The organism is Mesorhizobium hawassense, from assembly GCF_003289945.1.
GTDB lineage: Bacteria > Pseudomonadota > Alphaproteobacteria > Rhizobiales > Rhizobiaceae > Mesorhizobium > Mesorhizobium hawassense.
In genome coordinates this window covers 48,860-66,787 of sequence record NZ_QMBP01000022.1, presented here as the reverse complement: position 1 = coordinate 66,787, position 17,928 = coordinate 48,860, and the positions used below count along the sequence as shown (strand labels likewise).

Annotated in this window: 16 protein-coding genes; 9 read left to right on the top strand and 7 right to left on the bottom strand. The window is 64.6% G+C overall.

Annotation, left to right across the window (positions count from 1 at the left end):
- Positions 1–142 precede the first annotated feature (142 nt).
- The 6 genes from DPM33_RS30990 (at position 143) to DPM33_RS30965 (ending at position 6,078) form a co-directional block, all read left to right on the top strand.
- Complete coding sequence (locus tag DPM33_RS30990) at positions 143–379, top strand: acyl carrier protein (protein ID WP_006203723.1); 237 nt, start codon at positions 143–145, stop codon at positions 377–379.
- 34 nt (positions 380–413) lie between these two features.
- Entirely contained in the window at positions 414–1,676 is a 1,263-nt protein-coding gene (gene fabF / locus DPM33_RS30985) for a beta-ketoacyl-ACP synthase II (protein ID WP_112101163.1), read from the top strand.
- A gap of 156 nt (positions 1,677–1,832) precedes the next feature.
- A complete protein-coding gene (mltG, locus tag DPM33_RS30980) occupies positions 1,833–3,113 on the top strand; it encodes an endolytic transglycosylase MltG (protein ID WP_112101162.1) in 1,281 nt (426 codons plus the stop codon).
- Positions 3,114–3,245: 132 nt separating this feature from the next.
- Entirely contained in the window at positions 3,246–4,136 is an 891-nt protein-coding gene (locus DPM33_RS30975) for a YicC/YloC family endoribonuclease (RefSeq protein WP_112101161.1), read from the top strand.
- 5 nt (positions 4,137–4,141) lie between these two features.
- The gene (gmk, locus tag DPM33_RS30970; protein ID WP_095767013.1) at positions 4,142–4,816 is read left to right on the top strand and encodes a guanylate kinase; all 675 of its coding nucleotides are present in this window, start codon (positions 4,142–4,144) and stop codon (positions 4,814–4,816) included.
- Positions 4,817–4,995: 179 nt separating this feature from the next.
- The gene (locus tag DPM33_RS30965) at positions 4,996–6,078 is read left to right on the top strand and encodes a transposase (protein ID WP_112101160.1); all 1,083 of its coding nucleotides are present in this window, start codon (positions 4,996–4,998) and stop codon (positions 6,076–6,078) included.
- A 192-nt stretch (positions 6,079–6,270) separates the two neighbouring features.
- Here the strand turns inward: DPM33_RS30965 and rsmA are convergent, their stop codons facing one another.
- The 6 genes from rsmA to lptF form a co-directional block, all read right to left on the bottom strand.
- Positions 6,271–7,116, bottom strand: a complete 846-nt coding sequence (gene rsmA / locus DPM33_RS30960) for a 16S rRNA (adenine(1518)-N(6)/adenine(1519)-N(6))-dimethyltransferase RsmA (RefSeq protein WP_112101159.1) — start codon at positions 7,114–7,116, stop codon at positions 6,271–6,273.
- 7 nt (positions 7,117–7,123) lie between these two features.
- The gene (pdxA, locus tag DPM33_RS30955) at positions 7,124–8,158 is read right to left on the bottom strand and encodes a 4-hydroxythreonine-4-phosphate dehydrogenase PdxA (RefSeq protein ID WP_112101158.1); all 1,035 of its coding nucleotides are present in this window, start codon (positions 8,156–8,158) and stop codon (positions 7,124–7,126) included.
- A 39-nt stretch (positions 8,159–8,197) separates the two neighbouring features.
- On the bottom strand, positions 8,198–9,121 hold the full coding sequence (locus DPM33_RS30950) for a peptidylprolyl isomerase (protein WP_112101157.1): 924 nt from the start codon (positions 9,119–9,121) through the stop codon (positions 8,198–8,200).
- A gap of 216 nt (positions 9,122–9,337) precedes the next feature.
- Positions 9,338–11,746, bottom strand: coding sequence for an LPS-assembly protein LptD (locus DPM33_RS30945; protein ID WP_167449274.1), 2,409 nt, complete (start codon positions 11,744–11,746; stop codon positions 9,338–9,340).
- Complete coding sequence (gene lptG, locus DPM33_RS30940; protein WP_112101155.1) at positions 11,746–12,828, bottom strand: LPS export ABC transporter permease LptG; 1,083 nt, start codon at positions 12,826–12,828, stop codon at positions 11,746–11,748. The genes DPM33_RS30945 and lptG overlap by 1 nt, the downstream gene beginning before the upstream one ends.
- Positions 12,829–12,830: 2 nt before the next feature.
- Positions 12,831–14,027 (bottom strand): LPS export ABC transporter permease LptF, encoded by a 1,197-nt coding sequence (gene lptF / locus DPM33_RS30935; RefSeq protein ID WP_112101154.1) that lies wholly within the window; start codon positions 14,025–14,027, stop codon positions 12,831–12,833.
- A gap of 376 nt (positions 14,028–14,403) precedes the next feature.
- Here lptF and DPM33_RS30930 point away from each other — a divergent pair, with 376 nt between their 5' ends.
- Together DPM33_RS30930 and DPM33_RS30925 are read left to right on the top strand one after the other, a co-directional pair.
- On the top strand, positions 14,404–15,906 hold the full coding sequence (locus tag DPM33_RS30930) for a leucyl aminopeptidase (RefSeq protein WP_112101187.1): 1,503 nt from the start codon (positions 14,404–14,406) through the stop codon (positions 15,904–15,906).
- Positions 15,907–15,909: 3 nt separating this feature from the next.
- Positions 15,910–16,359 carry a DNA polymerase III subunit chi gene (locus DPM33_RS30925; RefSeq protein ID WP_112101153.1) on the top strand — a complete coding sequence of 150 codons (450 nt, stop codon included), beginning with the start codon at positions 15,910–15,912 and terminating at the stop codon, positions 16,357–16,359.
- Positions 16,360–16,401: 42 nt separating this feature from the next.
- On the opposite strand, the gene DPM33_RS30920 is transcribed toward DPM33_RS30925, so the two are convergent.
- A complete protein-coding gene (locus tag DPM33_RS30920) occupies positions 16,402–16,812 on the bottom strand; it encodes a hypothetical protein (RefSeq protein WP_146770349.1) in 411 nt (136 codons plus the stop codon).
- A 123-nt stretch (positions 16,813–16,935) separates the two neighbouring features.
- Between DPM33_RS30920 and DPM33_RS30915 the strand changes: the two genes are divergently transcribed.
- Complete coding sequence (locus tag DPM33_RS30915; protein WP_112101151.1) at positions 16,936–17,925, top strand: 3-oxoacyl-ACP synthase III family protein; 990 nt, start codon at positions 16,936–16,938, stop codon at positions 17,923–17,925.
- The last annotated feature ends 3 nt before the right edge of the window (positions 17,926–17,928 follow it).

The following is a 17,928-nucleotide window of genomic DNA, read 5'->3' as shown; positions in this document are numbered from 1 at the left end:
GTGTAATGCGGCCCGCAACCCGGCGGTTCGGGCAAAAACCGGTCCTGTGGCGTTGCGTTGCTCGCAAGACCATCTTTCAGCTTGATTAGCGGCATTCCGCCCGCTAACGAAGACAGACAACTTAAGACGAGGATTGCCCCAAATGAGTGACACCGCAGAGCGCGTCAAGAAGATCGTCATCGAGCATCTCGGCGTCGATGCCGACAAGGTGACGGAGCAGGCGAGCTTCATCGACGACCTGGGCGCGGACAGCCTCGACACGGTCGAACTCGTCATGGCGTTCGAAGAAGAGTTCGGCGTCGAGATCCCGGACGATGCCGCCGAGACCATCCTGACGGTCGGCGATGCCGTGAAGTATATCGACAAGGCCTCGGCCTGAGTTTTTTCGCAGGCATGACCGAGGAGGACCTGCGATGAGGCGTGTCGTCGTCACGGGCCTTGGCCTGCTTTCGCCGTTCGGCATGGGCGTTGAGCACAGCTGGCGGGAACTCCTCTCCGGCCGCAGCGCCTGCCGGCGCGTCACCGGGTTCGAGGTGGACGATCTTGCCTGCAAGATCGCCCACGTCATCCCGCGCGGTGACGGCTCGAACGGCACCTTCAATCCGGAGGCCGTGCTCGAGCCGAAGGAACTACGCAAGATCGGCGAGTTCATCCTTTACGGCATTGCCGCCGCCGACGAGGCGCTGGCCGATTCCGGCTGGAAGCCCGAGACGCATCAGGATCAATGCGCCACCGGCGTGCTGATCGGCTCCGGCATCGGCGGCATCGACGGCATCGCCGAGAACGCGATGATCCTCAAGGAGCGCGGCCCGCGCCGCATCAGCCCCTTCTTCATTCCCGGCCAGATCATCAACCTTGTCTCGGGCCAGGTTTCGATCCGCCACGGCCTGAAAGGCCCGAACCATGCGGTGGTCACCGCATGCTCGACCGGCGCGCACGCCATTGGCGACGCTGCCCGGCTGATCATGTGGGGCGATGCCGACGTCATGGTGGCGGGCGGCGCCGAGGCGCCGATCACCAGGCTGTCGATCGCGGGCTTCGCGGCCTGCCGGGCTTTGTCCACCGAGCGCAACGACTCGCCTGAGACGGCTTCGCGACCCTATGACCGCGACCGCGACGGTTTCGTCATGGGCGAGGGCGCTGGCGTCGTCGTCCTGGAAGAGCTCGAGCATGCCAAGGCGCGCGGCGCCAGGATCTATGCCGAGGTCACCGGCTACGGCCTGACGGGCGACGCCCATCACATCACCGCGCCGGCCGAGGATGGCGACGGCGCCTTCCGCTGCATGACGGCTGCGCTCAACCGGGCGAAACTCTCGCCGGCCGACATCGACTACATCAACGCCCACGGCACCTCGACCATGGCCGACACGATCGAACTCGGCGCGGTCGAGCGGCTGGTCGGCAATGCCGCCTCGAAGATTTCGATGTCGTCGACCAAGTCGTCGATCGGTCATCTGCTGGGCGCGGCGGGTGCCGCGGAAGCGATCTTCTCGATCCTCGCCATCCGCGACAACGTCGCGCCGGCGACGATCAACCTCGACAATCCGGAACGCGAGACGGCCATCGATCTCGTGCCGAACAAGCCACGCCAGCGCCAGATCGACGTCGCGCTGTCGAATTCCTTCGGCTTCGGCGGCACCAACGCTTCGCTCGTGTTCCAGCGTTACAACGGCTGAAAGATCCCACGGAAGCGCGCATAGCTGCTACCGACCGGGATTGCTCGGAGACAGACAACCAGTCGGCAGTCCCGCCACCTGCCGTCATTTTTGCCAAATTCTCCCCTAGCCTATGGCCGGGGGATTCGTTGCAAGATCAGACGGTAGGGCGCGCCCATGAGCACAAATCCGGGGAACACCAATCCGGGCGAAGGCGGGGATTTCGGGCGGCAAGGCACGAAGGCCCCGATCATGCCAAAGACGGCGGCCGAGGCGTTGCGGCCGGAAGCCGGCACACCGCCGCCGTCGAAGCGCTCGCGCGCCTCGCGCAGCCAGGTCGTCGTGTTCCTGAATTTCTTCCTCTCCGTGGTGATCCTGCTCGTGCTCGCCTCGGGTGCCGCGCTCTATTTCGGCATGCAGGCTTTCGTCGAGCCCGGCCCATCCGCCAATGGCGACACCTTCATGATCAAGCCGAACACCGGCGTGCAGGAGATCGCCGACCAGCTCGAACGCCGCAGCCTGATCAGCGATGCCCGCGTCTTCCGGCTCGGCGTGCGCGCCACCGGCAATGAATCGGCGTTGAAGGCCGGCGAATACGCCATCAAGCCGCGCGCCTCGATGCGCGACATCATGGAACTCTTCAAGAGCGGCAAGTCGGTGATGTACTCGCTGACCATTCCTGAAGGGTTGACGGTCGAGCAGGCGCTGCAGCGCGTCGCCGATCAGGAGGCGCTCACCGGAGACATGCCCCCGGCCTTGCCGCCCGAGGGCAGCATTGCCACCGACACGCTGCGCTTCACCCGCGGCGCCACCAGGCAGCAGATGGTCGACAAGCTTGTCGCCGACCAGAAGAAGCTGGTCGAGGACGTCTGGTCGCATCGCGCGCCCGACCTGCCGATCGCCAACATCGATGACTTCGTCACGCTTGCCTCGATCGTCGAGAAGGAAACGGGCAGGAGCGACGAGCGTTCGCGGGTCGCCGCCGTCTTCCTCAACCGCCTGGCCAAGGGCATGCGGCTGCAGTCCGACTCGACCATCATCTATGGTCTGTTCGGTGGCAAGGGAAAGCCCGCCGACCGGCCGATCTACCAGTCGGACCTCGACAAGCAGACGCCCTACAACACCTATTTGATCAAGGGTCTGCCGCCGACGCCGATCGCCAATCCCGGCCGCGCGGCGCTCGAAGCCGTCGCCAATCCGTCGCAGACCGACGATCTCTATTTCGTCGCCGACGGCAGTGGCGGTCATGTCTTTGCCGCGACGCTGGAAGAGCACAACCAGAACGTCGCCCGCTACCGGGCGCTGCAGAAGAAGCAGGCGGATGACGCCGCCAAGGCCTCAGGCCAGACGACGGAGCCGGCCGCTCCCGACGGCAATACCGGTAATGGCGATGCTGGCGCAGGCACCGGCGATGACGGCGGCGAGAATGGCGATGCCGGTGGCGACGCCGCGCAGTAGGTGTGCCGCACGCGTCCTTTGACGCGGGGCCATATTCATGTTTTGAGGGGGCGCCGGCCGATCGTCCGGCGATCTTGGGGCGTGCGGCGCCGGGCTTTGCATGCCGGGGCCGCGACAGGGGACGACAGGGCAATGAGCCTGCAGAGCATGACCGGTTTCGCGCGGTCCGCCACCGAAAGCGAAGGCACCTCGATCGCCTGGGAGGTGAAATCGGTGAACGGCAAGAGCGCCGAGGTGAGGCTTCGACTGCCGCAAGGTTTCGACCGGCTGGAGACCGCCGTCCGGCAAACTGTGCAGAAGCGCTTCGCGCGCGGCAATTTCCAGGCGATGTTGACCGTCGGCCGCGCCGCCGCCAGGCAAGCCCAGCCAGTGGTCAACGAGGCGTTCCTGAAGGACCTGGCGGGCCTCGCCAAGCGCTTGCAGGAGCAGTTCGGCACCGAGCCCGCCACCGCCGACGGGCTGCTCTCGCTGCGCGGCGTGCTCGACATTCCCGAAGCCGTCGAGACCGAGGAGGAGCGGGCGACGCTTGACGTCGCGATCCTGTCGGCGCTCGAGGCAGCGCTCACCGGCCTGGAACAGGCGCGCCGCGGCGAGGGCACTGCACTTGGCGCGCTGCTTTCCGGCCATATCGATACCATCGAGGCGCTGACGCTGAAGGCGGAGGCCGATCCCTCGCGCGAGCCCGTGGCGATCCGCGAGCGCATCGCCGAGCAGGTGCGTCTCCTGACGGATGCCTCCGCCAATCTCGACGCTGTGCGGCTGCACCAGGAAGCCGCCTTCCTCGCCACCAAGGCCGACATCCGCGAGGAGATCGATCGGCTGAAGACGCATGTCGCTTCTGCGCGGGCGCTGCTCGAGAGCGGCGGCGCCGTCGGCCGCAAGCTCGATTTTCTGGCGCAGGAATTTAACCGCGAATCGAATACCTTATGCTCCAAATCGAACGCCGCCGCGGTCACCGCGATCGGGCTGGAGCTGAAGGCGGTGGTCGACCAGTTTCGTGAACAGGTCCAGAATCTGGAGTGACGGGAATGGTTGCCAAGGAGCCGACGGCTGCCAGGGATCTGGGGTCCCGCATCCGCCGTCGCGGATTGATGCTGGTGCTGTCGTCGCCATCGGGCGCCGGCAAGTCGACGATCGCGCGCAATCTTCTGGAAAGCGACGGAAGCCTCGAGCTTTCGGTCTCCGTCACCACGAGGCCACGCCGCGGCTCGGAAATCGAGGGTGTCCACTATCATTTCCGCACTATGCGCGAGTTCGAGCGGCTGCGCGATTCCGATGCGCTGCTCGAATGGGCCGAAGTGCACGGCAACTGTTATGCAACGCCGCGTGAGCCAGCGGAAATCGCGCTGGCCGAAGGCCGCGACATGCTGTTCGACATCGACTGGCAGGGCGCCCAGCAGCTCAAGGAGAAGATGCGCGCGGACATCGTCTCGATCTTCATCCTGCCGCCGTCGATGAAGGAATTGAAGGCGCGCCTGAAGCGCCGCGCCGAGGACCAGGAGTCCGTCATCGAGACCAGGCTGAAGAACGCCCGCCTCGAGATCGAGCATTGGAAGGAATACGACTTCGTCATCGTCAACGACGACCTCGACCGCGCCTTCGCCGAGGTCCGCGCCATCGTCACGGCGGAGCGGCTTCGGCGCGACAGGCGGCCTGGCCTGTTCGATTTCATTTCCGGCCTGCTGGACGAGAAGACGGGGTGATCTTTCCTTCGCCCCGTTTACGGGGAGAAGGTGGCCCGAAGGGCCGGATGAGGGGTAAAACCCAGCCTTCTGCAGGTTGGCGCCGCCCCTCATCTGCCTGCCGGCATCTTCTCCCCGTAAACGGCATAGGCGCTAAGATAGGGATTGCGGCGCGGAATCGATTGTGATTCTACGCTGGGATGACACACGAATCGCTTGTTGATGACGGCTGGGCCGAGACGATTGAGCTTCTCGGCGGCGAAGAGTTGATCGCAGGAAGTGCGCGCGAGACGAAGGCGTTCCTGCGCCCGCGCGGCATCAGGTCGGCGAGCGACCTGTTGCGCCTGACCCTGGCTTACTGCCTTGGCAAGGTAGGCATGCGGGGCGTCGTGGCCTGGGCGGCGGCGAGCGGGATTGCCGACATTTCGGACGTGGCCTTGCTCGGCCGGCTGCGCAATGCAGGCCCCTGGCTGCAACAGTTGATTGGGCATCTTTTGAAGCGCGAGGATGCAGGCTTGGCCAAAGGCCGGCTGATCCGCATCCTCGATGCGACGGCGGTTGCCAAGGCCGGTGCGCATGAGAAGAAGAACAATGGCCTTTGGCGCATGCACTGCGCCTTCGAGCTCGAGCGCGAGCAGTTCGATTTCCTCGAGATCACCGACCAGAGCGAGGCCGAGCTGATCGACCGCGTGCCGGTGGTGGCGGGCGAGATCCGGATCGGCGACCGCGTCTATCTGCAGGCCGAGCGGATCGCAAAGGTCATGGCGCAAGGCGGCGACGTTGTCGTGCGCGCGTCGTGGAAGAATGCGCGATGGCTCGACGCCAAGGGCGAGGCGTTCGATCTCATCGGCCACTTGGAGAGCTGCCGCGACGAGGTCTTCGAAACGCCTGTCCGGCTAGGCCTCAAGAAGGGCGAGCCTGTGAAGATGCGCCTGATCGCCTTGCGCAAATCCGAGGCCGCGGCACAAGAAGCGCGGCGCAAAATCAACAAGGAAGCCAAGGCCAAGGGCAACAAGGTTCAACCGCAGACGCTGATTGCCGCCGGCTTCGTCATCCTTGTGACCTCGCTCGACCGGGAGGCGTTTCCCCCCGACACGGTTCTCAAGCTCTATCGCATGCGCTGGCGCATCGAGCTCGCCTTCAAGCGTCTGAAGAGCCTGATCGGACTGCGCGCGCCTCCCGCCAAAGACCCAAGGATCGCAAAGCCTTGGATTCTTGCCCATTTCCTCATAGCGCTTATGACCGAACCCCTCTCGCAGGAGTTTGGTGTCTCTCCCCCTTGAGCGACTGTGGCGCGCTACCCGTCAGATCGTCGCCTCCCTGATCGCAGCGATCTTTACTCAGCCGCCCCTGGCAGCCCTGCGCCAAAATCTCCATGCCTTGCGACATCGTTGGCGTGAGCCACCACGAAAGCGAAAGTTTCAGTCCATGCCAACGCTATCTTAGCGCCTATGTCGTAAACGGGGCGAAGAGAGCTACACCGCGTTCGTCAGCCTGACGAACTCCTCCACGCTCAGCGTCTCGGCTCGCCGCGTCGGATCGATGCCGGCGCGGATGAGGAGCGCTTCGCCGCCCAGGCTTTTCACGCTTTGCCTGAGCATCTTGCGGCGCTGGCCGAAGGCGGCCTCGGTGACGCGGCCGAGCTTTCTGCCATCCACGGGCAGGGGAGACGGACGCGGCACCAGATGCACCACGGAGGAGGTGACCTTCGGCGGCGGCGTGAACGCCTGCGGCGGCACGTCGAACGCGATCCTCGCCTCGCTGCGCCAGCCGGCCAGAACCCCGAGCCGGCCATAGGCGTCGCTGCCCGGACCCGCGGTGATGCGCTCCGCCACCTCGCGCTGGAACATCAGCGTCATCGACTGGTAGAAGGGCGGCCAGTCGGCCACGGTCAGCCAGCGGATCAGAAGCTCGGTGCCGATATTGTAGGGCAGGTTGGCGACGATCTTCACCGGCCCGCCGTTCCCCGTGCCGGCGAGCGTTGCAAAATCCGTTTTCAGCGCATCGCCGGGAATGACCTCGAGGCGTCCGGGATAATGGCTGGAGACCTCCGCCAGCGCTTCGAGGCAGCGCTCGTCGCGCTCGATGGCGATCACGCGCCGCGCGCCGTTGAAGAGCAACGCCCGCGTCAGCCCGCCAGGGCCCGGACCGACCTCGATCACCGTCGCCTCGCCGAGATCGCCGGCGGCGCGGGCGATCTTGCTTGTCAGGTTGAGGTCGAGCAGAAAATTCTGCCCGAGCGCTTTCTTGGCCTGCAGGCCGTGCTGCTCGATCACCTCGCGCAGCGGCGGCAATCCGTCGATTGTGGTGCGCCCACTCAATTGGGCCTCATGCGGCGGCTGCCTGCCGGCCGCTGTCGGCCAGCCGGCGCGCCAGCCTCAGCGCGGCGATCAGGCTGTCGGCGCGCGCGATGCCTCTTCCGGCGATGTCGAAAGCGGTGCCGTGGTCGGGCGAGGTGCGGATGAACGGCAGGCCCAGCGTCACGTTGACGGCCTCGTCGAAGGCAAGCGTCTTGGCCGGGATCAGGGCCTGGTCGTGATACATGCAGATCGCCGCGTCATAGGAGGCGCGTGCACGTGGATGAAACATCGTGTCGGCCGGCAGCGGCCCGACCGCGTCGATGCCCTGCGCCCTCAACGTCTCGACGGCCGGAGCCACGATTGCGGCATCCTCCAGGCCCATGGCGCCGCCTTCGCCGGCATGCGGGTTGAGCCCGGCGATCGCCAGCCTCGGCCGTGCGATGCCGAAGCGGCTCTTGAGATCGGCGGCGGTGGTGCGCGCGGTGGCCACGATCAGCTCCGTCGTCAGCACCTTCGGCACTTCGGCCAGAGGGATGTGGATGGTCACCGGAACGGTGCGCAGATCGGGCCCGGCCAGCAGCATCACCGGCGTCACATCCCTGCCGGTATGGCGCGAGGCCAGATGCGCCAGATATTCGGTGTGGCCGGGAAAGCCGAATCCGGCATCGTAGAGCGGCTTCTTCGCGATCGGGCAGGTGACCACCGCGGCGGCGCGGCCGGCGAGGCAGTCGGCGACGGCGCTGTCGATGGCTTCGATCGTGCCGGCGGCATTGGCCGGGTCCGGCTCTCCTGGGCGGTCGACAAGACGCGCGTGGAGCGCCACGACGGGCAGGGCGCGGGCGAAATGATGCGCTGCCTGTCCCGGCAGCGTCTCGGCAATCGTCACATTGGCGCCGACAAGGCGGGCGCGGGTCTCGATCAGGGTAGGGTCGGCGAGCAGGTAGAAAGGCGGCACGCCGGCGCTGTCACCCGCCTGCCAGGCAGCGATGGCGATCTCGGGCCCGATGCCCGAGGGATCGCCGACACTCAGCGCCAGCGGCGTGTCGGTCTTCTGCGTGCTCATGCGGTGGACATGCTGCGGTATCGAGGCACGCGTTCGCCCTCAGCGTTCGACGATCTTGGCCTTCTGGCGCAGCTCGGCGACATATTTCTTGCTGAGTTCGTCGGCGTCCTTGTCGCCGCTGCCCTCGGCCTGGAACACCATCTGCGCGGCCTTGTCGTCGGAAACTTCGCGCGAGGAGCAGATGCCGATGAACTCGATGCCGCGCTCGGTCTCGCGCGTCGGGGTCGCGCCGCCAACCTTGGTCGCCTTGATCTGCTCGGCCCAGTCGGACGGCAATTGCGGCGCCAGCACCCGGCCCAGATCGCGCACCGTGACGTCGAGCAGGCCCTTGGCGAAGTCGCGCGTGGTGTTGCAGCCGTTGAAGCGGGCGCGCATGGCGTCGGCTTCGCGCTTGCGTTTGGCAAGTGTGGCGGCGCGCTCGGAAGCCGGCACCACGAAGATCACCTGCTGCAGCATATATTCCATGGCGGTCGGCTTGGATCCGCCCTTGTCGAGCATGCGGCGGACCGCATCCTGCTCGGTCACCGAACCGCCTTCGCCGGAACGGTAGCGCGCGCTGAGCGCCTGGTTCCAGGCCATCTGGGCACGGATGAATTCCTTGAAGTGTTCCTTGCTGACACCCGACTGGTTCATGATTGCGTCGAGTTTCGCCAGCGGCATCTTGTTGCCCGAGGCGAAGTGCTGGTAGGCGGCGTCGACCTGCTGATCGGTGATGCGGATGCCGAGCCGCTTGGCCTCGGCCAGCCGCAGCGTCTGGTCGATCATCTCCTCCTTGGCATCGCCTTTCTTATGCTGCAGCTTGAAGAAGGCGGCGCGGTGCGCGATGTCGCCGGTGGTGATCGGTATGCCGTTGACGACATATTTGATCTCCGCCGCGAAAGCAGGCTGCACGCCGGCCGTGACCGAGATCGAGGTCGCCGCCACCAGAAGCGCCAATCCTGCCGAAAACAGGTATTTCCTCATCTTACCTTCCCAATTTCCCCATCACGACGGCGCCCGCGTCCTCCGAACGCCTGCGCGATGCAGCCGACCCCATGCTCGTCCTATGCGGCGAAACGATGTCGCCTGCGCATACCCCCGAGAATCGGTGCATTTTCGAGGGATCTCGCTTCAAATCAAGACCAAGGCACCGCCAGCGCCCGAACGGCGCACGGCTTGCGGGCCGTGCGCTTGCCCATCTCACTGGATGGTATCGATCGCGCTTGTTGACGAGCCGAAATCGCCGAGCGTGCGGAACGACAGATTGAAGCCGATGTTCTGCGACAATTCCTTGGTGACGGTATCACGCGTCTGCGAATAGGTCATGATGTAGGTGAAGCAGGAATCGTTATAGGCGAAGCCGAGGCCGTCCTTGACCAGCACATTCGTCTCGATGTCGTAGGTGCCGGTGCCGAACAGCCGCCAGTTCTGCGCCAGATGCGTCGAGGCGCCGAGCGTGACTTCGTGACGGTCAGTGGCAAAGCCGTAGAGCGGCTGCGCCTCGATGAAGGCATATTTGGCGCTGAGCGATATCGGCAGACCGGAATAGGCGGCCTTCACTTCGGCGCGCCTCACTTCCCAGGTCTGCTCGTCGAAACGCCCGCTCACCGACCCGGAGAACCCACTCGGGCTGTTGAAGCCGATCAAGCCGACATAGTCGGATTTGGTCGTCTGCAGTCCCGAATAGGCGCCGACATTGACCAGATCGGGGGCGTCGAAGGAGTTCTCTCCGCCAAGCTGGTACGATTGGCCGAAGATAGCGTTAGTGCCCCAGCCGCCATCGTAGCTGCCGGAATAGCGGAAGCCGACATTGGCGCGCGTGCCGCCTTCGATGCGGTCGTAGCCGGAGAACTTGTCGCGCTCGAACAGCGTGGTGGCGTCGAAGACGAAGCTCTGCGCGTCCTCGTTCGGGATCGCCAGCCCGCCGACATACTGCTCGTTCGGGCGCACGAAAATCTGTGCCGTCGGCTCCAGGATATGGCTGGAGTTCGGCATCGAGAACAGAAGCGGCCAACGCGCCTCGAGGCCGAGGGTGGCCATGTAGCGGGCGAGCGAGGACCGCATGTCGACGTCTTCGCCGAGATTCGTCGCCATCTGGTTGACGGCGGCGAGCGAGGCCGAATTGGCGTTGACATAACCGGCGTCGCCGCGGAAGGCGAGCAATGGCGTCAGTTGCAGGCCGTCCTCTGTGGTGAAGGTGCGCTTCCATTCGGCTTCGGCGCTGAGCCGGCTCGATTCGCCCTCGATGCCGCGCACATTGTTGATCGAAGTCGGATCGCTGGTATCGGAAAGCACCGCATCCAGCCGGTTGCGGCTGATCACGCGCGCGTTGACGTTGAACGACAGTTGGCCGCCGGCCACCGACATATCTGGGATATAGGCGTAGTCGAAAGACGGCAGCACCCAGGGCTGCTTGGACGCGCGTGCGGTCGGATCGCTGGAGAGCGTATCTTCCTGCACCTCGAAGCGCATGGCGCGAACGTCGAAATAATTACGGCCGCTCAGGCCCGTCAGATAGATCGACGATTGGTGGACGAGGTCGCTGTAGCCTTCGATGTTGTAGGTGCGCGAGAAATCCTTGTCGGTCTGGAGCAGGATGTCCCAGCCGAAATTCCAGCGCTCGTTGATGGCGAATTGGCCTTTGGTGCCCATCATGCCGCGGAACTTGTTCGGATCGTTCTGCGGTCCCGAATTCACGGTGTAGCCGGGGTCGACAAACGCGCCGGGATCCTGCTGATTGATGCCGGCGATCTTCAGCGTGTACTGGCCGTTGTTGAAGCGCTGGCGCCACTCGGCCTCGCCGAGGAAGCCCTGCTTGGTGTAGCCGGTGCCGGTGACGGTCAGGTCATAGGTCGGGGACAGCGCGAAATAATAGGGGACTTTGACGCCGACGCCGAGATGGGTGTTGTAGGCGATGCCGGGGATCAGGAAGCCGCTCTTGCGCTTGACCGTCGGGTCGGCGATCTCGAAGGCAGGCAGATAGGCAAGCGGGAAGCCGAAAAATTCGAAATTCGAGTTTTCGAAGCGGACCGTCTTCTTCTCGCCGTTCCAGATGATCTTCCTGGCCTTGATGCGCCAGGTCGGCGCTTTGTCCGGCTTGTCCTCGCAAGGCTCGCAGGCGGTGTAGACGCCGTTGTGGAAGGTGGTGAGCACGCCGCCCATGCGCTCGGCGCTCTCGGCGGCGAAATAGGCCTTGTCGACCGTCTCGACGCGCAGCGCGTTGAGGAAACCGTCGGCGAAATCGTCGGTGATGTCGATATGGTCGGAATTGACCTTGGTGCCGTCGCTGTTGATGAGCTCGACGGCGCCGCTGGCGACGAGGCGCTTGGTATCGCGGTTATACACCACGCGCTGGGCGACCAGCTTGTTGCCGCCATAGTCGATCTGCACGCCGCCGACGGCCGTCACCGTGTGCTTGTCGTTGTCGTAGACGAGAGTATCGGCGGCCAGCAGCATCTGCGTGCCGGAAGGGACGGGCTTGGCGGTGATTTCCTGCGCCAGCGCGGGTACCGTCGGCACCGCGCAGGCGAACAGGCATGCCAAGGCGGTCGCCCCATAGAGGCGCGCCAAACCGGCCTGCCTATGGCTGCGCAATCCAGCCTCCCTCACTAGCCGTCTTCCTTGTATAGCAGAAACGTCACCCCAAAGAACATAGCCACGACAACCGGAACCCATGCAGCCACCACTGTAGGCACGAATCCGGCGACCCCGAATGCCTTGACCAGTACCGAAACGACATAAAGCAGAAAGCCGGCCACGACGCCACCCAGAATCATCGTTGCCGACTGTCCCATTCTCGCAAATCGCATTGAAACCGTTGCAGCAATCAGCGTCATGGCGACGAGAAGGAACGGCATCGCCACCAGCGAATCAAACTGCATGGCGAAGGCATTTGCCTTGAGCCCGAAGGAGCGGGCAACCTCGATCTTGCGCGGCAGCTCGTAGAAGGGGATGGTTTCCGGGCGCGCCAGCCGCTCCTGCACGAATTCCGGCTTGAGATTCGTCGGAACCTTGTCGGACGCCAGCGCCTGGATATTACCGCCCTTGAAGACCTTGACGTCCTGCAATTCCCAGTAGCCGTCGCGCAGGAAGGCCTTGGCGGCATCCTTGCGCTCGGCGATGTTGCCCTGCGGGTCGAGGATGAAGAACACCGCGTCCGCCATCTCCAGCCCCTGGTTGAGGATGGCGCGGGCGCCGATGATGGTGTCGCCCGATTCGGTTTTCTGCCTGAGCCAGGGCGTGACGTTGGTCGTGACGGCGTTCGACTTGCCGGCCCTGAGATCGTTCTCCATCTGCTCGGACCAGGAGAAGCCGTGCGCGGCGATCGGATTGATCACACCGACCGACAGCGCGCCGAACATCAGCGCGCCGACGCAGCACGGGAACAGGAACTGCCAGGCCGAAACGCCAGCCGAACGCGCGATCACCAGCTCGTAGCGGCGGTTGAGCGACACCAGCGTCGCCATCGCCGAGAACAGCCCGACGAATGGCACCGTCTGCAGCATGATCATCGGCATCCTGAGCGCCGAGATGGCGAAGGCCGTGCCGTAGGTGAAACCCGGCAACCCGGTCGTGCGGCCGGACAACTCGGTGAAATCGATCAGGAACACCAGCGCCAGCAGGCCCAGGAAGAACCAGAAGGTGATCGTGACGTAGCGGAAGAAGAAATAGCGGCCCAGCGTCCAGCCCATGGTCAGGCTCCCTGGCCGGAAGTGCGCCGGGCGAGCCAGAGCTTGAAAGCAGTCCAACTGTCGCCGGCGCGCTTGGCAAGGTTGGTCAGCCAGTCGGCCCAGCTGACCGGCAATTCCATGCTGCGCGAGGAAACGATGAACCAGACCGAAACCGCGGAAGCGACGATCGGTATGCCGTAGAGCAGATAGACATAGTATCCGACCTTGTCGGCCTTGCCGGCGGCGAAGAAGCCCAGCCACCGCACGAACAGCGCGATGGCGATTGCCGTGATCAGCGGATTGATGCGCGCCTCTCGGTGCGAGCGCGCATCGCCCGCGACCGCAAGCGCGATCAGCGCGAACACCAGCGAATAGGACCATTCGGCGAAACGCTGGTTGAGCTCCGCCCGGTAGCTGCCCGGTTCGCGCTGGAACATCTTGTCGTTGGGGTCCGGGTTGAGCAGGTACGCCGTCGTCCGGTCCTTGGGCAAAAGCGTGATGTCGTTTGCCGCCGACATGAAGGCCGACATGTCGAAGGCATAAGAGGTAAAGCGGATGACGGAGAGGTCGCCGGTCACCGATTTGCGGTTGATGACGCCGTCATTCATCATCAGAACCTTCTCGTCGCCTTTTTCGACGATGCTGCCGCTCTTGGCGTAATAGGTGAGGCTGGCGCCTTCCTCGCGCGAATCTGCGACGAAGATGCCGCCGAGCCTGTTGCCGGGAAGCCGTTCGCCGACCTGCAGATACAGGCCCTCGTCGATCTTGCGGAACGTACCTTCCTGGATGATCAGCGACACGAGATCGGCGCGCGAAGCGGCCACCAGCTGCCGGTTTTTCTGCCTGGCATAAGGGTCGATGGCGTTGTCGACGATGAAGGAAAAGGCGCAGGCCGCGATTGCGAGCAGCAGGATCGGCCGCGCGATCGTCCAGCGCGAGGCGCCGGCGGCGCTGAGCACGGCGAGCTCCGAATCGGTGTTCATGGCGCTCAGCGTCTGCGCCACAGCCACCACCAGCGCGAACGGCACCACGATCGGAATGATCGAAGGGATGATGAGCGCGGCCACTTCGAAAAAGGTCAGCGCCGACTGGCCGTTGTCGGTGACGAGGTCGATCTTGGCCAGAACCTGCGTCGTCCACACGATCGCCAGCGTCCACACCAGCGATGCGAGGAACATCGTCAGCGCCCGGCGCATGATGTAGCGTTCAACGACCTTCATGAAGGCTTTTCTCGATTTTGCCGAACGGCATCATGCCCGCCGACAAGGTAGTCATCCGGCGCCGCCCGTACAACTGGCTCATAGGCGGCTCGCTCCGGTTTGTCGCCCCACGCCACTGCCCCGGCGCGGCGGAGTCTCCGCGCCAATGGATAAGAAATGCAAAACATCGATGGTTAACAGCAGGTTGCGGCAGCAAGCTAAGGTCGTGCCGAGGCGAATCCATTGTCTATCCTGGCGCCGATATAGACCGCGATTTTGGCCAATGTCTTGCCAAATGGCCGAAAACGACCAAATGTCGCGCACGCTTGCCAAACCGCTTGCTCGCTGAAAATTACCTTTGCCGGCACCTTACGGCCATCCCCGAAAGCAGGATCTGATGACGTCGAGACCATCCATTTCTTTCGCCAAATTCGCCGCGCCGAAAAAGGGCAGCGTCTTCGTGTTCGCGGCCGACGGCGGCGGACTCGGCGAAGCGGCGAAGGCCTGTGATCCGGCCGGCGCGTTGGCGCGCGCGTTTCCGGTCGCCGATTTCTCCGGCAAGTTCGCAAGTTCGGCCGAAGTGCTGGCGCCGGAAGGAACGTCCCTCGACCGTCTGGTGGCGGTCGGCGCCGGCAAGGTCTCGGCCCTCGACGACAACGCCTGGCTGAAGCTCGGCGGCGCCGTTGCCGCTTCGCTGCGCAAGGCGACCGAAGTGGCCGTCATCCTCGATCTGCCCGAATTGCAGCCTGATGGCCGCCAGGCGGCGAGCCTTGCCGCCGGCATTCTCCTGCGCAGCTATGCCTTCGACAAATACAAGACCAGGAAAGACAAGGAAGACGGCCAATCCGACGCTAAGGCGGCGAAGCCCGCCAAGGTCACGATCCATTGCGCCGACCCCGCGGCCGCGAAGAAGGCGTTCGCCGGCGAGGAAGCGGTGGTCGACGGTGTGCTGCTGGCGCGCGACCTCGTCAACGAGCCGGCCAATGCCCTGGGGCCGATCGAATTCGCCGAGCGCGCCAAAGTATTGGAGCAGCTCGGCGTCGAGGTCGAGATCCTGACGGAAAAGGAAATGAGGAAGCTCGGCATGGGTTCGCTGCTCGGCGTCGCCCAAGGCTCGCCGCGCGGCGCCCGCCTTGCGGTGATGCGCTGGAACGGCGGCAAGGCCAAGGACGCGCCGCTTGCCTTCATCGGCAAGGGCGTCACCTTCGACACCGGCGGCAATTCGATGAAGCCGGCCTCGGGCATGGAAGACATGAAGGGCGACATGGGAGGTGCTGCCGCCGTCACCGGGCTGATGCACGCGCTGGCAGCGCGCAAGGCGAAGGCCAATGTGGTCGGCGTCATCGGCCTGGTCGAGAATGCCGTCGACGGCCATGCCCAGCGCCCCGGCGACATCGTCACCTCGATGTCGGGCCAGACGATCGAGGTGCTCAACACCGATGCCGAAGGCCGCCTCGTGCTCGCCGACGCGCTCTGGTACACCAACGACCGTTTCAAGCCGAAATTCATGATCAATCTGGCGACCTTGACCGGCGCCATCATGGTCGCGCTCGGCCAGCATTATGCCGGCCTCTTCTCCAACAATGACGAGCTCGCTGGCCGGCTGTTCGGCGCCGGCCAGTCGTCGCAGGAACGGTTATGGCGCATGCCGCTCGGGGCTGAATACGACAAGCTGATCGATTCCAAGAACGCCGACATGAAGAACATCGGCGGCCGCTACGGCGGCGCCATCATCGCCGCGCAGTTCCTGCAGCGCTTCGTCAAGGACACGCCCTGGGCGCATCTCGACATCGCCGGTACCGCGATGGGTGCGCCGTCTAGCGAGATCAACCAGTCCTGGGGCTCGGGCTTCGGCGTGCGCTTGCTCGACAGGTTGGTGCGCGACCATTACGAAGGGTAGGGGATGGCCGACATCCTGTTCTACCACCTGACGGAATCGACGCTCGAGGAGGCGCTTCCCGGCCTGCTCGAGCGCAGCGTCGAGCGCGGCTGGCGCGCCGTGGTGCAAACAGGCACGGAAGAGCGCCGCGACGCGCTCGACCAGCATCTGTGGATTTTCCGCGACGATTCCTTCCTGGCGCATGCCACCGACCGCGAGGCCTATCCGGCCGAGCAGCCGATCCTGCTCACCACGGCCGGGAGCAACCAGAACGCCGCGCAGATACGCTTCCTGGTCGACGGCGCGACCCCGCCAGAGCTCTCCGGCTACGAGCGCGCCGTCTTCCTGTTCGACGGCCATGACGCCGCGCAGCTCGAAGCCGCCCGCGGCCATTGGAAGACGATGAAGGAAGCCGGCCACGCCGTGACCTACTGGCAGCAGACGCCTGATCGGCGATGGGAACGCAAGGCTTGAACATCAGTGCCGTGCAGTTTGAACCGGCTCTTACGGAGCCTTCTATTGACGAAGCAGCGCCCGGTTTGCCTGCATCAGATCGAGATACCGCTGCTTGGCTGCCGGTTCGGCCAGGCAGAAGAACCGGAGCAATTCGTTGGCCCGGTCTTCGAAAGCGCGGAAGGCCGGGAACTCGTTTGTGCCCGTGCTGGTCGAGCGACCGAGCATAAATTGGTCTCTGAAGTTCGACCCATCCACCGAATTGGCTACCGTGATCTTGTCTACTTGCCCTCTGACATAGGACGTCGTTATCCGCGACTCGTAGCCGTTTGGCTTTTCATCGACGGTCACGAGGTTCCCACTGGCTGGTGGTTTCGGGCAGTCGACCGAGACTCTTAGAAGGTCGCTACCGGCGAAGCAGGATGTGCATCCGCAAAGCACCAAAACCAAAGCAAGTTTGATCGAGTTCTGCACGTGTCGGATCCTCGTTACCTCGCCCGGAAACATCGTCGCTAACAATAGTTGACGGAATGTCGCCATGAACTGCTAGCATCGATCCATGAGTTGGAAGAAACCAATTCGCTCGGCGGGGGGAGAATGCGGGTCAGGATCGTCGGAACCGGTAGGGCGGTACCGGCTGAGCGGGTCACCACGCGCGCGCTGGAACAGGAGCTGAGCCTCCATGAGGGCGCGCTGGAAACCGCCACCGGCGTCGTCGAGCGCTATGTCTGCAACGCCGAGACGCAGATCGATCTCGCCTGCGCCGCAGCCACACTTGCGCTTGCAGATGCCGGCGTAGAGCCCGACGCGGTCGACCTGATCGTCGGCGGCTGCGGCGTACCCTACCAGCCGCTGCCGGCGACCGCGCCGCTGGTCATGCAGCGCCTGGGGTTGGCGGACGGCTCGGCCGGCGCCTTCGACGTCAACAGCACCTGTCTCGGCTTCCTCACCGCCTTCGAGACCGCCGGCCGCATGATCGAGGCGGGACAATGCGAGACGGCGTTGGTGTTTTCGTCCGAGGTCGCCTCGCGCGCCCTTCCGTGGCAGGACGCGCCGGAGGTCGCGGCACTCTTTGGCGACGGCGCCGCGGCGGCGGTGCTGCGCAAAGCCAAGCCGGGCGAGGGCAAGGTGGTGGCCAGCCTGATGCGCACCTATCCCTCCGGCTGGGAAGCCTGCGGTATCGGTTCGGGCGGCACGCGCTTCGATTTCCGCATGCAGCAGGAAGCGTTCGCGGCGCACAGCCTGTTCCACATGGATGGCAAGGAATTGTTCCGGCTGACCTCGCGCCATTTCAACGGCTTCGTCGCTGCTCTGCTCGACCGCGCCGGCTGGCGGCATGACGACGTCGATCTCGTCGTGCCGCATCAGGCGAGCCCCTTCGCGCTTGCCCATATGGCGCGCCAGACCGGCTTTTCGCCGCAAAAGCTGGTCGACATTTCCGCCCGCTTCGGCAATCAGATCGCGGCCTCCATTCCCTTCGCGCTCGACGTCGCGCGCCGCGAGGGCCGCGTAACAGCGGGCATGAAGCTGCTTTTCCTGGGCACCTCGGCCGGCGTTTCCTTCGGCGGCATGGCGCTGGAGGTCTGAGCA

Bases quoted from the DNA above. Each gene is read 5' to 3' on its own strand.
- DPM33_RS30990 (WP_006203723.1), top strand. From the start codon at position 143: ATGAGTGACACCGCAGAGCGCGTCAAGAAGATCGTCATCGAGCATCTC.
- fabF (WP_112101163.1), top strand. From the start codon at position 414: ATGAGGCGTGTCGTCGTCACGGGCCTTGGCCTGCTTTCGCCGTTCGGC.
- mltG (WP_112101162.1), top strand. From the start codon at position 1,833: ATGAGCACAAATCCGGGGAACACCAATCCGGGCGAAGGCGGGGATTTC.
- DPM33_RS30975 (WP_112101161.1), top strand. From the start codon at position 3,246: ATGAGCCTGCAGAGCATGACCGGTTTCGCGCGGTCCGCCACCGAAAGC.
- gmk (WP_095767013.1), top strand. From the start codon at position 4,142: ATGGTTGCCAAGGAGCCGACGGCTGCCAGGGATCTGGGGTCCCGCATC.
- DPM33_RS30965 (WP_112101160.1), top strand. From the start codon at position 4,996: ATGACACACGAATCGCTTGTTGATGACGGCTGGGCCGAGACGATTGAG.
- pdxA (WP_112101158.1), bottom strand. From the start codon at position 8,158: ATGAGCACGCAGAAGACCGACACGCCGCTGGCGCTGAGTGTCGGCGAT.
- DPM33_RS30950 (WP_112101157.1), bottom strand. From the start codon at position 9,121: ATGAGGAAATACCTGTTTTCGGCAGGATTGGCGCTTCTGGTGGCGGCG.
- lptG (WP_112101155.1), bottom strand. From the start codon at position 12,828: ATGGGCTGGACGCTGGGCCGCTATTTCTTCTTCCGCTACGTCACGATC.
- lptF (WP_112101154.1), bottom strand. From the start codon at position 14,027: ATGAAGGTCGTTGAACGCTACATCATGCGCCGGGCGCTGACGATGTTC.
- DPM33_RS30930 (WP_112101187.1), top strand. From the start codon at position 14,404: ATGACGTCGAGACCATCCATTTCTTTCGCCAAATTCGCCGCGCCGAAA.
- DPM33_RS30925 (WP_112101153.1), top strand. From the start codon at position 15,910: ATGGCCGACATCCTGTTCTACCACCTGACGGAATCGACGCTCGAGGAG.
- DPM33_RS30915 (WP_112101151.1), top strand. From the start codon at position 16,936: ATGCGGGTCAGGATCGTCGGAACCGGTAGGGCGGTACCGGCTGAGCGG.